Genomic DNA, 15,501 nt, shown 5'->3' with positions numbered 1-15,501 from the left:
AAGACGCTTTCCGCCCGGGCGCAAACACAGGCGGCGTCGCCGTGGCTCCCGCAGGATTCTCACAGGGCGTCCAGAACTCCCGAAAACCCCTGCTCCTCAAAGCGTTTTCTGTATATCTCCACCTCCTCGCGGATGATTTCATCGATCGCCCGCATGCCGAGAAGCTCGACCGGCGCCCGGTCGTCCGTGAGAAGATAGTCTCCCTTTTCATAGGGCACGAGCCCCGCGGCCGCCGCCGTCATAACCTCCCGCAGCGCTCCCGGGCCCCGCGCCGCAAGATACGCCTCGAACGCATCCCGGTCGAACACCTCGCGCGAGGCAAAGAGCTCGCGGTTCGTGTTGCCCGGCACATCCGCCGTATACACATACGGGAAAACAGCTGCGATCGTATCCGCGAGGTACTGATTAATCGAACCCTCCGAGCCGGATCGCAGGTTCATGTTGACGATCATGACGCCCCCGGGGTTCAGGTGCTCCTCCACGATGCGGAAGAACTCCAGCGAGGACATCTGAAACGGGATGGTGATGTCCTGATAGGCGTCCACCATGATCACGTCGTATCGCCCCCGGTCGGCCTGCAGGTACGCTCTCCCGTCGTAGGTCACGACGGGGATCGCTTCCTCCAGATCAAAATATGTCCGGGCGAGCTCCGTGATCTTCCGGTCGATCTCGACGCCCGTGATCTCCATATCCTCAAAATAGCGGGAGCACTGCCGCGCGTAGGTTCCGGTCCCCATGCCGAGCACGAGGAGCGTGAGCCTGTCCGTCTCTTTTCCCGTCACCGTCCGCGGTGCCTCTGCCTGCCGGAGCCCTGCCATGATCGGCGCCGCCATCGCGTAGTCGTAATACATGCCGGTCAGTGCCGCGTCCTTTCGCAGGATCGACTGCACGCCGAAGAGCACATTGGTGGAGAGCACCGTCGTATGCTCATCCTCCTTTACCTGAAGATAGTTGTAGATCGACTCGCCCTCATAGGCGAGTCCCTTTTCCCAAAACGCAAAGCTGCCGTCATTTCCGGCCGCCGTGCAGAAAAGAAACAGGAGCACCGCCGCCGCGCAGCTCTTCCGCCTCGTGCGTCCCGCCGCAAAGTAAATCAGGGCGAGAGCAAGAAGAATCCCCGAGAAAATGAGAAAGCTGACCGCCGTCCCGACAGCCGGAATCGTGACGAAGGTCGGAAGAAAGGTTCCCAGTATGCTGCCGACGGTATTGAACGCGTTCAGCCGGCCGACCGTGCTGCCGCTGTTGTCGAGGCGGTTCACGGCGAAGCGCACGAGCGAGGGCGTGACCGTCCCCAGCAGAAAGCAGGGAAACACGAAGATCAGCATACAGGCCGCAAAGGCCGCGACGATCAGCAGGTTTTCAGACACGGTGAAGATCAGCGCCGCGGAGACGGCGAGGATCACATATTTTCCGAGCACGGGGATCGCCGCGATCCACACGGCGGCAATGAGAATACGGAGGTAGAGCCGGTCCGGGTTCCCGTCCCGGTCCGCGGCCCTGCCTCCGTAGAGATTGCCGAGCGCCATCGCAATCATGATCGTCGAAATGATGATCGTCCACACGATCTGCGAGGAGGAAAAATACGGCGCCATCAGACGGCTCGCACCCAGCTCCACCGCCATCACTCCCATTCCGGCAAAAAATTCCGTGATATAGAGATAGCTCCTGCTGCGAAGCAGCCTGTTTCCTCCCGGCTCTGTCATAGCGGTCGTCTTCCTTTCATGCAGGCCACAAATGCTCTGCCGCTTTATTGTATCACAGGCCGCCGTCCTCCGCCTCCATAATGATTTCGCCCCCGCGGAGCTCCTCGCCGAGGTCCTCCTCCGCAGACAGGGCAAAGCAGGGCCGCGCGTCCCTCCCCGCTGTGTTCTTCGGCTTTCTACGCGATCCGCACCGTGGTGACGCTGCACGCGGGAATCGTCAGTCTCACTCCCCGCTCCGTCAGCTCATATTCCCGGATCTCCTCTTCTTTCAGCTTCTCCGGCTCCTCAAAGCTGTTGTACGCATTCATCGCTCCCGAAAGCCGCGTGATCTGCACCGACTGCGGACGCTTCTCCGTGAGCACGATTTCCAGCTCCTCATCCCTGTCAAGGGACAGATTGCTGAGCGTCGCCGTAATGATACCCTGCGCGTCCGCCGATACGGACTCCACAATGCCCGGCACGCGGTTTTCCCCGAGGCCCGTCTCCTCTGCTCCGGAGAGCCAGCTGTACACCAGATCCGCGTCCTGATGAAAGCGATACATATGGAAGACGTACCATGTGGGCGTCTTCACCATCCTCGGCCCGTCCGTCAGGAGAACAGACTGCAGCACATTGACCGCCTGTGCGATGCAGGCCATCCGGACTCTGTCGCAGCGCCGGTTGAAGATGTTCAGCGTAAGGCCCGCGACCACCGCGTCCCGCATGGTATTCTGCTGATACAGGAAGCCCGGATTGGTGCCCGGCTCCACATCATGCCAGCAGCCCCACTCGTCTACCATCATGCCGACGCGGCGCTCCGGATCGTACTGATCCATAATCGCGCCGTGGCGTGAAATCAGCTCCTCCATCCCGAACGCGCGCTTCATCGTCTCATACCAGACGTTCTCGTCGAACTCCGTCGCGCTCCCCTTGTGCTCCCCTTTCTCAACGCCGACATAGTAATGAACCGAATAGCCGTCCATATAGCCGTGCGCCTCCTCCGGCGCCGGGCTCCGGAAGCACTCCTCCATCACCGTCCGCGTCCACTCGTAATCATCCGCATTCGCTCCGCCGCAGATCTTGAAAATCGGCGCGTTCCTGTCGTAATTGCGAACATAGGTCTGATAGCGCCGATATTCCTGCGCATACTGCGCCGCCGTCATATTGCCGCCACAGCCCCAGTTCTCATTGCCGACGCCGAAATAATCGACGCACCACGCGGCATCCTGCCCGTTTTTCCGGCGCAGCTCCGCCATCGGCGATACGCCGTCGAAGCTCATATACTCGACCCACTCGCTCATCTCCTGCACGGTGCCCGAGCCGACATTGCCGTTCACGTAGCTCTTGCAGCCGAGCTGCCGGCACAGCTCAAAAAATTCATGCGTGCCGAAGCTGTTGTCCTCGACGACGCCGCCCCAGTGCGTGTTGATCATCCGCTTGCGGCTCTCTTTCGGGCCGATGCCGTCCCGCCAGTGGTACTCATCCGCAAAGCAGCCGCCCGGCCAGCGCAGCACCGGAATCCATATCTCCCGCAGCGCCTCCACCACATCCCGGCGCATGCCGTTCACGTTCGGAATCTCTGAATCCTCTCCCACGAAGATGCCCTCATAAATACATCTCCCCAGATGCTCGGAGAAATGCCCGTATATCTCCGGCCGGATATGTCCCTGTCTGTGATTCTCATTGATATATAGTTTCATACTGTTCCCCCATGCCGAAGCGTTTCCCAGCGAGGCACGCGACGCAAAGCACCCTGCGCCGGCGCACAAGGTGCCGAGCCGCAAAGCGGCTCGTGCCGTCCCTTTACCTGACAGCATTTTTCGTTTGCTGAAAGGTCCGCGCAGGCGGTTTTATTTTTCCTGAAAAAGGAGGCCGGTTTTGCCGGCCTCCCCGAATTCTTCAAAGAACACAGCGCTTCCGAATTACTTCGCCGCTGCTTTTCTCGCCTCGATCACGGGCGTATACTTCTCGGTATCAAATTTTACCAGTTCGTCCCAGCCGAAGCCATTGAGCTTGGTGCACATATCCTCCCAAAGGCTCTTGAACTCCTCCTCATTCGCCGCAAAAACCATCTTCCATGAGGTGTCCTTGATGAGATCACCGCACTGCTTGCGGATCAGGCTGATGTCGGTGGTGTCGACGTCAAGCGGAATGTTGATGCTGGCCACTGTCGTCATCAGGCCCTTGTCTGCCAGATAATGCACATCATCCGGTGCACCGAATTTCTCAGACCACTCCTTTGTGGTCTTGGTCTGGTTCTTCCTGATGGTGGATGCCCAGAGATCTCCGGAATACGGCTCGCCCGTATCGGGATTGACATCGACGCCCGCCACGATCCACTGGTTGATCATGTTGTTGCCGTCATTCCAGTTGCCGCCGCCCTGGTCCTCAGGAACAGGCACTTCCTCCGCGAACCGCACAAGTCCGGCATCGGTCATGACATACTTGCCGTCATCACCCACGGTATAAATCAGGCCCTCAGTTCCTGCATGTTGAATCTGCGCACCCTCGGGAGAGGCATACCAGTCAAGGAATTCCATAAGTCTGGCAAGCTTCTCCTCGCTGACCTGTGCGCCGACGCCGATGACGCGGCCGTCGCCGTAGTAGGTATTGCCGGTCTGGAAGAGATTGGTATCAGCCACCGGAATCTCAACATAATTGACGCCCTCTTCCCCTCTCGCCGGGCTGTTCCAGAAGCCGTACTGCCAGCTGTACCAGTACAGGTAGATCCGCTTATCCTGCATCTTGGACACGACCGCGTTCCAGTCCTGCGTCGCGGAGTCCGGATCGACCAGACCTCTCTGGTTCGCATCAAAGAGGAATTTGCACATGCGGTAGTAGGAACCGGCCTCGTCCGTCAGCGGAACAATGCTGTTGTCCGTTCCGATCAGAACCGAGCCATTGACCTCCTGCCCGTACCACTTTGCGATCTGCGCCACATTCTCGCTGAACTGGCTGTCCCAGTCTGGCCACAGGCTGATCGCATAAGCGGGATCGCCCTTTTCGTTCATGGGATGCGCTTTCTGAATCTTTTCAAGGCAGTCAAGCAGATCATCCATGTTCTTCAGATCGGGCGCGCCGGCCTCCTGATACATATCCCAGCCCATTCTGGGATAGGAATACACATGGAGATCCCTGAACGCCGTGGGGCCGTTGTTGTTCATCTCGAGCGGAATCGCATAGGTCTTCGTTCCGTCGCCGAGGAGCTTGTTGAACGCGTCGATCTGCGCGTCAAACTTCATCAGATTCGGGTACTTTTCAATAATCCCGCTGAGATCATAGATCAGTCCCGCGTCGACGCACTCCTGCATCTGCGCATTGTCCAGAATCACAAGATCACCCAACGCGCCCGCCGCCGTTCTCGTCTGATACAGAGCCGCACCGTCGCCCGACACCTGCGGGGAGATGATGTTGAGCTCCATGTTGAACTTGTCCTTGACGATCTTGCCGTACCAGCCCGGCTGAATCCCCTGAAAGTTCGCCGCGACATCATAAAAGTCGACGGTATAGAGCTCGTCATGATTCGCCTCCGGCAGGGCGGCCGTCTCCGCGGCTCCCTCGCCGGTTTCCGCCGCAGCCGGGGTGTCCGCCCCTCCATTCTGCGCCGGCGCAGCTGCCGTGTTTCCGCAGCCGGCCAGTGCTGACAGTGCAAGCACGGACGCCGCCGCGAGAGATAGGAACTGTTTCTTTCTCATAAAATGATCCTCCTTCTTTTTTATGAAAGACACTCCGGGCGCCTTGTCCCGGAGCGACGTTGCCTGCCGCCGCAGAAAAATGCAGTATAGAGGCCGCTGCACTAAGCGAACTGCCCGTCAGCCCTTGACGGCCCCTATCATGATTCCCTTGACAAAATATCTCTGGAAGATCGGATACACCAGCATGATGGGAAGTACGACGATCACGGTGATCGTCATGCGCACGCTGGTCGTCGTCTGCGTCGTCGCCGCCGCGGCCGCCAGCGAGGTGGTGCTTGTGGTGCTCTGCGCCAGAGAAGCCAGAGAGCTCGCCTGATTCAGATACTGGTACAGTACGAACTGCAGCGGATACAGCTTCGTATCGGTCATGAGGAGCAGCGTGTCCTGAAAGGCATTCCACTGGCCGACCGCCGAGAAGATCGCCACCGTCGCCATGATCGGCTTGATGACCGGCGCGATGATGCGAAAGAAGACGCTCAGTATTCCGGCGCCGTCGATCTCCGCCGCCTCCTGCAGCTCTTTCGGAATGGATTCCACAAAGGTTTTTGTCAGGATCAGATTGAACGGCGAGACGATCGCCGGAAGAATATAGCCCCAGAAGTTGTTCGTCAGGTGCATATTCTTCATCACAAGAAACCATGGAATGATGCCGGCGTTGAAGTACATCGTCGCAACGATCAGACGGTACCAGAACTTCCTGTGCCACATCTTGTCCTGCGTGAACATGAAACCCAGAAACGCGGAGGCAAAGACCGTGAGCGAGGTTCCGATCACCGTGCGCAGGAGCGATATCTTAAAGGACTGAAGCAGCCCGTCGATACGGAACGCCGAAATATAGTTGTGAAAATGAATCTCCTGCGGCCAGAAGAGAACGTCGCCTCTGGCGCTGATATCATTCGCACTAATGGTATTGATCACGACATAATAGAACGGATACAGACAAAGGAGCGCCGCCACGGCAAACACGATATAGCAGACCACGCCGACCATCCGGTCGCCCGCGCTCATCCGGATCCGGTTCTTCGGTTCATTCAAACGACTCATACGCCACCTCCGACTCACAGCATGCTCTCTCCGCGCAGCAGCTTGGACAGCCCGTTGACCGCCACCAGCAGAACGACGCTCACAAGGCTCTTAAGCATACTGACGGCAACGGAAACGGAATAGCCGCCGTTCCCCATCGCCATGTTGTAGACGTACAGATCCAGAACCTGAATGAAATCCTTGTTGAACGAGTTCTGGAACACGTAATACTGCTCCATGCCGTTGTTGAGGAAATTCGCGACATTCAGCATCAGCAGAACGAAATACGTCGGCAGGAGGCTCGGAATCGTGATGTAGCGGATCAGCTGCATCCGCGACGCCCCATCCACCTTGGCCGCCTGATAGAGCTCGTCGTCGATCCCCGAGATCGCCGCGATGTACATGATCGCGGCCCAGCCCAGATTCTTCCATGTGAGCCACAGCCACTGCGTGAACCACACATGGCTGGTGGACTGAAGAAACAGAATCGGCGTGTCGATAAGCCCCAGCTTCAGCAGGAACGAATTCATCATGCCCGTGCTGTTGAACAGGCTGAACGCGATGGAATACACCATGACCCAGCTCACAAAGTTCGGCAGCGTCGTCACGGTCTGCACGAACTTCCGGAACGGGAGGCAGCGGATCTCATTGAGAAACACCGCAAAAATCATCGGCAGCCAGCTCGTCCCCAGCGTCAGGGCGCTCATGGCAAAGGTATTTTTGAGCACCTGCAGGAGCTGATTGATCTTGACGTCGTTCTGGACCAGACTCAGGAACCATTTGAATCCCACGAACGGGCTGTTCGCCAGCGTCTTCGGCGGCTTGTAATCATAGAAAGCGTACATCCAGCCGTACAGCGGATAATAGGCAAACAGCAGGACCAGAACGATAAACGGCAGAACCAGCAGGAAAAGCTTTATCGAATACAGTTTCTTTTTATTCGTCACGGAGCAAAGCCTCCTTTGTTTTTGTTTAACGTTTAACCTATGATGCTAATATTTTCCCCTTTTGCCCGTCCGCTGTCAACAGCTTTTGCTCTTTATCATTCAACTTTGTAGATATCAGTAGAATTTTTCATCCCGTTTTTGTGCATCTTGCATCAGCTATGGAGCTTCGCCGCACCATCGTACAAGGGATCTCCACTAGCTTTCTCTCCCCCGACGGCCCCGTTTTCTGCCTCTGCCACTCGATTCTTCCGATCAGAATTTTTGCCGACTCCCTGCCGATTTCCGTAAGCGGCAGCGCCGTCGTCGTAAGCCCCGGTCTGAAAAACTGCGCAATTTCCTGATTGTCAAAGCTGCCCACCGAGATATCCTTTCCAATCTCCTTTCCCGCCTCGTCCGCATAATCGTATATGCCTCCGGCCATCTGATCCGAAATGCTGAAAAAGACTCCGACGCCCTTTTCCGACAGCGTCCGCGCGCCCTGACAGCCTGAGCCCCGGCTCCAGTCTCCGTAATAGACAAGCTCCGGATCAAAGGGAATCCCCTTTCCCTCGAGCGCCTCGCGGTAGCCCTGAAGACGGAGCTGCGTGTGAAGATTGTCCTTTCGTCCGCCGATAAAGCCGATTCTGCGGTGCCCCATTCCCAGAAGACAATCCACCACCTCGCGCGCGCTCCGCACATCGTCGATGACGACCGAGGGAATCCCCGCCGCGCCCGACCGTGCATAGGCCATGACCGCCGGAATCGGGAAATTTTCGTCAAAACAGTGAATGACGCGGGCGTGTCCCGCAATATAGATCGCGCCGTCCGCCCTCGCCGACAGAATATCGCTCAGCACCGGATCAAGTATCGAGTGATACGCCTCCTCCTGGTTGTACCATGTGTCCGCCCACCTCGCATAAAGGCGGAGATTGTGCACGGTCACCCGGTAGCCCTGCGCCTCGCAGTATTCCATGATGCTCTCGATGATGGGGGGGCGAAGTGAACTGCGCAATGTCCTCCGCGATGATGGAAACGGTGTGCGTCTTCTGCCGCCGCAGTCCCTGCGCCACATAATTGGGGCGATAGCCCTGCTCTCCGACGACGGCGAGCACTCTCTGCCGCGTCTCCTCGCTCGCTTTGCATTTTCCGTTCAGGATATTGGACACCGTCGTCGCTGAAACGCCGCATATTTCCGCAATTTCCTTGAGTGTGACCATCCAGCCTCTCCCATATCCGGAATTGTCTTTTCTCTCCGGATTTCTTATAATTTCATATAACGTTTAACTGTTCTGCGCGCCGCAAAGTGCTTCGGAATGAGGATTCTTATGAATATTTTCTGTCATTCCTATCGTTTTTTCTTTGAGGACGGCGGCATCGCCGTCTTCCGCGGGGACCGCATGCTCTACGCCAATCCGGCCCCGCTGTCCCTCCAGCTCAAAACACAGGCCGTCTCCAATGAGTTCTGCGACGGAATCTACGAGAGCGTCTCGGCGCTTTCCGACGGCGTGCGCTGCGAGGGCTCACTGTCCACGCCCGGCGGGAGCCGCTTCTGCTTCCGGGACGACTACCTGCTCTCCGGCACCGACATCCGGCTCCGCCGCCGCGTCGCCGTGGAGGAGGCCGGCACGGAAAAGGGCTTCGCCTCCCTGTTCAGCCTCGTTCTCTGCGGGGCAAAGAGCATGGAGGACATCGAGGGCTTCGCCCCCGGCTGCTACTATCTGCACAACCGCTTCGCTCCGGCGCAGGCCATCGGCAGCTCGCCGGACATGGATTTCATCTGGTTCATGGAGACGCACTGCGCGCTCCCGCTCTTTGGCGTGCGGAACCCGGACAGCGGCGAAAGCCTCGTCTTTTCCCGCTGGGCGCCGGATATCACCCTGCGGAATCTGGAACAGAATCTGTCGGAAAACAGCACCGATCCGCTGCTGACCATCGGCGGCCTCGGCGTCAGCCGCCGGCCGGGCCGGACGCTCAACTACACCTACTACGGCTACGAGGTCTCACACCCGGCTCCCGCACAGAAAAGAGGTCTTTCTCTCGATTACGTCTACCCGGGAAGCGACGGACAGTTTCTCTATGCAGGCGCCTACGCGGGGCTCGATTTTCACAACCGGCCCATGGGCTTCAGCCGCCTCTACCATCCGGTGACCCCCGGCTTTGCGCAGGAGTACTCGATCGCCGTCTCGCCGGAATACCACAGCTCCTACTATGGCTTCCTGCGCGAAAGCTGGCGGAGCGTCTACGACAGGATGCGCGCGCCGCTCTTTGCGGTCAGCGCAGAGCAGCATTTTCGGGACTGCATGGATATTTTTCTCCGCTACACGGAGCGCTTTGCGGACGGCTCCGTCGGCCTCCCTTTCGCCGCGCAGCTCCCGGATATGGATATCAATTCCGTTTCTTTCCAGTTCGGCTTTGTCGGCCAGCAGCCGGCGATCGGCGGTCTGTGCCTGCGCTACGGCCTTCTGGAGAAGCGGGAGGATTTCCTGCGGGCCGGAACGGATATCCTCGATTTCTGGACGCGCGCCGCCGACACGGAGTCCGGTCTGCCGCCGCTGTGCTATAACCCGTCCATGTCCGGCTTTGAGCCCTATCCGGTCTATATCCGCATGCTCGCGGACGGCATGGAGGCGATCCTGCGGGCCTATCGCCTCCTCAAGGAGCACGGCACGGTAAAGGAGGCGTGGCTCCGCTTCTGCGAGAAGACCGGCCGCCGTCTCGTCCGGCTCCAGAACCCGGACGGCAGCTATTTCCGCGCCTATTATCCCGACAGCTCCGTGCGGATGAGCTCCCGGGCCAATACGCCGGCCATCATACGCTTCCTCATTGAGCTCTTTCTCGAGACCGGCGAGGAAGCCCTGCGCGATGCGGCGCTGCGCGCCGGCGAATGGACGCTGACGCAGGCCGTCCCCGCGCTGGAATACCGGGGAGGAACCTGCGACAACGCCGACGTGCAGGACAAGGAGGCCGGCATCTACGCCATGTGGGGAATGATGGCTCTCCATGATCTGACCGGCGATGCGAAATGGCTGGACGCCGCCCAAAAGGCCGCCGACTACACGGAAAGCTGGACCTATGTATGGTCTTTCCCCGTAAAGACCCCATGGAAAAAGCACCCGTTCAATCAGTATTCCATCAGCGGGCAGAGCATCATTTACCTCGGAGGCGGCGCGGACTGCTACATGGCCGCGTGCTCGCTCAGCTACTACCGCCTCTATCTGAGCACCGGCGACCGCCATTATCTGGACTTTGCCCGTTTTCTCCACAAAAACACCAAGCAGTCGACGGATGTCGGGGGAAAAACCGGCTATGCCATGCCCGCCCTCGGCCACGAGGCCTCCGGCTTCTGGACGCAGACCGTGAACAGTCATTATCACTGGCTCCCGTGGTGCACCTTTGTGGAGGCCGAGCCCACCGCCGGACTGTACGATCTCTTCGGCGTCTATGAGATCGACGAGGCCGAGGCGCAAAGCCTCCCGGAGCGGCAGCGCCGGAACCGCATTTACCGGACGAGCGTAAACGAACGGAACTGAAGATGTCCCTCTCCGCGGAATGTGAAATAGAGAGCCTGCACCCCGTCGGGAATCCGGCACGGCGCCGACGTCGTTTTCCACACGTTGGCATAGCCGACCGGAATCCCGGCTATGGGCTCGCCGTCCCACGCCGTGCGAACCTCGAGAACACCGGAGGCATAGCCTCTCGTGCTGACCGCGACCATTTTCACGCCGCGGCAGTCAAAATACTTGAAGCCCGCGGAGGTTCCCGGGCGCATGTTGGCGATATAGCTGACGCTTTCGCCGCTGTCCGTCTCCTCCTGCGTGATCTTCTGGAAGCGGTCGTCCATCCAGCCTGACCACGGAATATAGGTCACATCCAGCTCCGAGAAGAGGTGACAGGCCAGATAGGCCGGGTATTCTCCCTCGCCGCGCAGAGGCGCCGCCCCGGCGCAGGATGTGATTTCCGCCTGCGCAAAGCCTCCGTCCTCCCTCTCCGTCAGCTTCTCAAAGCAGCCCTGCCGGCTGTAATTGGTGCCGTTCGTATGACGGTGGTAGAAAATGTACCAGTCGTCCCCGATCCGCACCATGCTCCCGTGGTTGTTCGCGCAGTAGCACATCGGCTTCCCGGCGGGCTTGTAGCTGTCGATGCCAAGGTCGCCGTTGCTGACCAGCACGCCCCGGTAGCGGAACCCTCCGACCGGGTTGCGGCTTGTGGCGTAGGCCAGCTCATGATAGAGCTGCGACGAATAGATAAAGAAATATTCCTCGCCTTTCTTCCGTATCGACGGGCCCTCAAAAAACGCATGTCCCTCAAAGCCCGTCCCCTCGCTGTACGACTCGCTCGGCGCAACAAACACCGGGTCCTCCTCCACCGTCAGCATATCCGGCCCGAGCACCGTCGCCATCGCGCCGTGCCTCGACGTATCCCCGACCGCCGAAAAGCCCGTGTACAGATAGGTTCTGTCCCCCTCCGTGAGCACCGCCGGGTCAAACTGCGGCTCATCGCCGGGCCGCTCTCCCAGACGCGTTCCATCCTTATAATGGACGTAGCCGAGGAAGCGGTACGCGCCGGCCGGACTGTCGCAGACCGCAACCGATACCACGCCCCAGCTGCTGAGCACATAATACAGATAATATCTCCCGTCCGGCCCGACCGTGACGGCCGGGGCATAGAGATTCCCCTGCAGGTCGCCGTTTCCCGGGTCCTGATCTTTCCGGTAGATGACGCCCTCGCAGCGCCAGTCGGCCAGATCGTCCGCGGGCGCCGACCAGCAGACATAGTCCAGCATGCAGTAGAGCTCGCCGCCGAATTTGTCGTGCGAGCCGTACACATAGACGCGGTCCCCGAACACATACGGTTCGCCGTCCGGGATATGTTCCCACGACGGAAGATACGGATTCACAACCTGCTTCCTGTTTTTCATAAATACCCCCAATGCCGAAGCGTTTTTTTGCGAGGCACGCGGCGCAAAATCCGCGCAGGCGCGCCGGCGTCCCCCGTTTCCTCTCTGCTCTTTATCATGCCGCGTTTCTTTTGTTTTTACAAGGTAAAACGATAAACTTCCTATTTTTTTCGATCGGATCGACTGATCGCAATAAGGAGCATCACCCGTCTAAGCGGGCGATGCTCCCTGCGTCTGCTCATATTTCGTTGATCATATTTCCGTGTATTATATCTCCTCAATCACCCGATACAGCCAGTTTTCCAGAGGATCTCCGATGCGCTCCATCTCGGTCCGCATCTCCTCCAGCATTTCCTTTTTCACCGCCACATAGTCCGGATCATAGAACAGATTGTCGAGCTCGCCGGGGTCCCGGACGACATCGTATAACTCGCTCAGATCGGACGCGTTGAATACGAGCTTGTAATCCTTTCTCCGCCACATGCGCTGCTCAAAGGACACAAAGTGCCCCGCGAGCTGGCACAGTACCCCCTTTCGCCCGTTATCCGCGCCCTCCCTTACGATGGGCAGAAGTGACCGGCTTTCAAAGCTTTCCGGGATGGCCTTGCCCGCGGCGTCGTAGGCCGTCGGCGTCAGATCATGCAGATAGACCAGATTTTCGTCGCGCACATTGCTCCGTCCGGAGGCAGGGTCCCTGATAATCAGCGGGATATGATAGGTGCTGTCGAACATGAACTCGCCCTTTTCAATCATGCGGTGGGCTCCCATGGCGTCGCCGTGATCCGCCGTGAGGGCGATAAAGGTCTGCCCGTACAGGCCGTTTTCCTCAAGGAAATCCAGAAAGTCCCCGATGGCGTCGTCGATCAGCGTGATATACCCCCAGAATTTGGTGATGACCTCGCGCCAGCGCTCCTCGCTGCAAAAAATAGCCGCGTCCACCACGACCAGACCCGGATTGATGATGTTGACCACCTGCGACAGTGCAATCCCGAGATAAGTGACGGCCCGTATCGCATTCTGCCCCAGCTCGCCGGCCGCTTCCCGTTCCAGTCCTTGTTGCGGCTGCTTCTGATGCGGCCGCTCCCGCTCTCCACAAATCCCTCATTGATCATTTCCTGAATGCTGGTGCTGATGGTGGGCAGCGTGAACTCCAGCAAACGGGCAATCTCATTGCGCGTGATGGCAAGACAACAGCGTCTTTTACGCGGGAATAAAAAAACAGCCCGGCCGCGCGATGAACGTTGCCGCGCGCGGCCGGGCCGAACCTCCGGTGTCAGAACTGGCTCTCCACATATTCCGGGCTCAGATCGATGGAACGGCTGCCGTCGGCGTGTTCAAACGCCGCCAGCTCCGGATGCTCTCTCTTTTCTTTCGTGAAATTCTCATAGGAGGGATGCTTGTGCGTCTGGCCCGCCCAGATCTCCTCCGCGACCGGCGCCCACACCTTAGAGTATTCGTCGCACTTTTCGCACAGATGCTCCACGGACTCCTCCGACTCGAGGTTTGTGCCCTGCGCACCCGTCGTTTCGACAATTTCGCGCAGCAGCTCAGGATTTTCCAGCATCGGGCAGGGGCGCAGATGATTGCGGTTGAACGGCTGCCCCTCATGGTACGCCATGAACAGAGGGCTTTGCAGCATTTCCAGAATCGAGCTGCTGTGGATATTCGCGTTGGAAAAATGAATGAACACACAGGGCTCCGCATCGCCGTTCGCATTGATGTGGAAATAATTGCGTCCGCCCGCGATGCAGCCGCCGACAAACTCGCCGTCGTTCTGGAAATCCATCGGATAGAACTCCAGATCACACTCCTTTGAGCGGTAATACCGGAGCCGGTCGATGATGAGCCTGCGCTGCTCCGGCGTCGGCATCAGCTCCGGCACAGCATTGTTCCCCACCGGCATAAAGTGGAAGTAGAAGCCGTAGCGCGCCCCCTTCGACGCGATGAAGCGCAGGAACTTCTCGTCGGTGACCGCCTCGATATTGGCCCGGGTATAGCAGATCGACGTTCCGAAAATGATACCGTATTTCCGGAACAGATCCATGGCATTCATCACGGCGTCGTAATGACCGATGCCGCGGCGGGCGTCATTGGTGTCCGGCGTTCCCTCAATCGAGAGGAGGAACGTGATATTGCCGAGCTCCACAAGCTTTTTGCAGAGCTCCTCCGTGATCAGCGTGGAATTGCTGAACAGGGCGAACTCGCAGTCATTGTGCTTCTCCGCGAGGCGCAGGATGTCTTTCATGCGGACCGTGGGTTCACCGCCCGTCATCATATACAGATAGGTGCCGAGCTCCTTGCCCTGCGTGACAATCTTGTCCATATCCTCGTAGGAGAGGTTGTGCTTGGGCCCGTAGGTTCCGGACCAGCAGCCCACGCAGTGCATGTTGCAGGCTGTCGTGGGATCGAACAGGATGAGCCACGGGATATTGCAGTGGTACTTTTCCCGGTTCGCGCGGATCGTCTTCGTCCCGCGGAAAAACGCCTCATATCCCAGATTCAGGAGGGTGATCTTCGCGTAATGAGGATCCGCCTCGTCGATTACCTTATTGATGAAGCGGAACCATCGGTTATCCGGATCGGTAATCGCCGCACGGATCGCCTCCAGCGTCTCCTTTTTTGCCGCTTTTCCATAAAAGGTCTGCGCGAAATCAAGAATCTGCAGATAGAACTTATTCCTGTCTTCCGCCGTTTCCCTGTGCTTCAGAAACTGATCGATCAACAGGCTGACCGCTTTCCGTTCCGCCGCATGACTTACACTCTCTGCAATATTCGCCATTTTTTCCTTCCTCCCTGCCCGCAGACACAATATTCTTTATCTTATGTCTGCATTGTATCGGCCGAAGCCGGCAAAGTCACGGGACAAATAGCGGAATTTGTGAGACTAGTTGAACTGTCGGTCATTATAGCTAGTGTAAAGTTTTCGTAGGAATACAGTATATAAAAAGGGATACCCCCTTTTGTGCTAAGATTAATGCACCACACAACAATCCGGCACAGAAAAGAGGTACCCCCTATGCTTGAAAGTATACTACAGTTTGGCCAGAGCGGGATTCCTGAACTGGTACAAATCCAGGAAAGTTTCTTCGATGATCCGACGAAGATTGCAAAATTCATCCATGATGGATCCGGGATCTTTATCCGGGCAGCCCGGGTTTTTAACACCCCAAAGTCCGCAAAGCCTTGCAGGACTTTATTTTTTGTGTCAAATTTATTTTCTTACATTGCGTACTATGGTACTATATAGTATAATGATTATATCTGAAATACTATACCTT

Annotated in this window: 10 protein-coding genes and 1 pseudogene; 1 reads left to right on the top strand and 10 read right to left on the bottom strand. The window is 57.9% G+C overall.

The annotated features are described in order from the left end of the window. Window positions 1-59: 59 nt before the first annotated feature. From E0E20_RS11670 to E0E20_RS14650, 7 genes and pseudogenes are all read right to left on the bottom strand, one after another. Window positions 60-1,703 (bottom strand): spermidine synthase, encoded by a 1,644-nt coding sequence (locus tag E0E20_RS11670; RefSeq protein WP_130838369.1) that lies wholly within the window; start codon window positions 1,701-1,703, stop codon window positions 60-62. 176 nt (window positions 1,704-1,879) lie between these two features. After that, the gene (locus E0E20_RS11665) at window positions 1,880-3,382 is read right to left on the bottom strand and encodes an alpha-N-arabinofuranosidase (RefSeq protein WP_130838368.1); all 1,503 of its coding nucleotides are present in this window, start codon (window positions 3,380-3,382) and stop codon (window positions 1,880-1,882) included. A 222-nt stretch (window positions 3,383-3,604) separates the two neighbouring features. Continuing rightward, window positions 3,605-5,377, bottom strand: coding sequence for a sugar ABC transporter substrate-binding protein (locus E0E20_RS11660; RefSeq protein WP_130838367.1), 1,773 nt, complete (start codon window positions 5,375-5,377; stop codon window positions 3,605-3,607). 117 nt (window positions 5,378-5,494) lie between these two features. After that, window positions 5,495-6,421 carry a carbohydrate ABC transporter permease gene (locus E0E20_RS11655; RefSeq protein ID WP_130838366.1) on the bottom strand — a complete coding sequence of 309 codons (927 nt, stop codon included), beginning with the start codon at window positions 6,419-6,421 and terminating at the stop codon, window positions 5,495-5,497. A gap of 14 nt (window positions 6,422-6,435) precedes the next feature. After that, the gene (locus tag E0E20_RS11650; RefSeq protein ID WP_130838365.1) at window positions 6,436-7,347 is read right to left on the bottom strand and encodes an ABC transporter permease subunit; all 912 of its coding nucleotides are present in this window, start codon (window positions 7,345-7,347) and stop codon (window positions 6,436-6,438) included. Between the two features lie 127 nt (window positions 7,348-7,474). Further along, window positions 7,475-8,338: a substrate-binding domain-containing protein gene (locus tag E0E20_RS11645; RefSeq protein WP_242622777.1), complete on the bottom strand. Its 864-nt coding sequence runs from the start codon at window positions 8,336-8,338 to the stop codon at window positions 7,475-7,477. A 121-nt stretch (window positions 8,339-8,459) separates the two neighbouring features. Continuing rightward, window positions 8,460-8,543, bottom strand: a pseudogene (locus E0E20_RS14650) (LacI family DNA-binding transcriptional regulator); the annotation flags it as partial. A gap of 108 nt (window positions 8,544-8,651) precedes the next feature. Between E0E20_RS14650 and E0E20_RS11640 the strand changes: the two are divergent. Beyond that, window positions 8,652-10,856 carry a hypothetical protein gene (locus tag E0E20_RS11640; RefSeq protein ID WP_130838364.1) on the top strand — a complete coding sequence of 735 codons (2,205 nt, stop codon included), beginning with the start codon at window positions 8,652-8,654 and terminating at the stop codon, window positions 10,854-10,856. Here E0E20_RS11640 and E0E20_RS11635 read toward each other — a convergent pair. The 3 genes from E0E20_RS11635 to E0E20_RS11625 all read right to left on the bottom strand — a co-directional run bounded on the left by E0E20_RS11635 (window position 10,826) and on the right by E0E20_RS11625 (window position 15,002). Further along, entirely contained in the window at window positions 10,826-12,244 is a 1,419-nt protein-coding gene (locus E0E20_RS11635; protein WP_130838363.1) for a family 43 glycosylhydrolase, read from the bottom strand. The genes E0E20_RS11640 and E0E20_RS11635 overlap by 31 nt on opposite strands. A 246-nt stretch (window positions 12,245-12,490) precedes the next feature. After that, window positions 12,491-13,195, bottom strand: a complete 705-nt coding sequence (locus tag E0E20_RS11630; RefSeq protein WP_207302873.1) for a sulfatase/phosphatase domain-containing protein — start codon at window positions 13,193-13,195, stop codon at window positions 12,491-12,493. A 301-nt stretch (window positions 13,196-13,496) separates the two neighbouring features. Further along, the gene (locus E0E20_RS11625) at window positions 13,497-15,002 is read right to left on the bottom strand and encodes a radical SAM protein (RefSeq protein ID WP_130838361.1); all 1,506 of its coding nucleotides are present in this window, start codon (window positions 15,000-15,002) and stop codon (window positions 13,497-13,499) included. Between the last annotated feature and the right edge of the window lie 499 nt (window positions 15,003-15,501).

Origin of the sequence: Lachnoclostridium sp. Marseille-P6806, from assembly GCF_900625025.1 — a bacterium.
Lineage (GTDB): Bacteria > Bacillota > Clostridia > Lachnospirales > Lachnospiraceae > CAG-791.
Note: the sequence above shows the minus strand (reverse complement) of the source record. Positions and strands in the feature narration are given on the sequence as shown.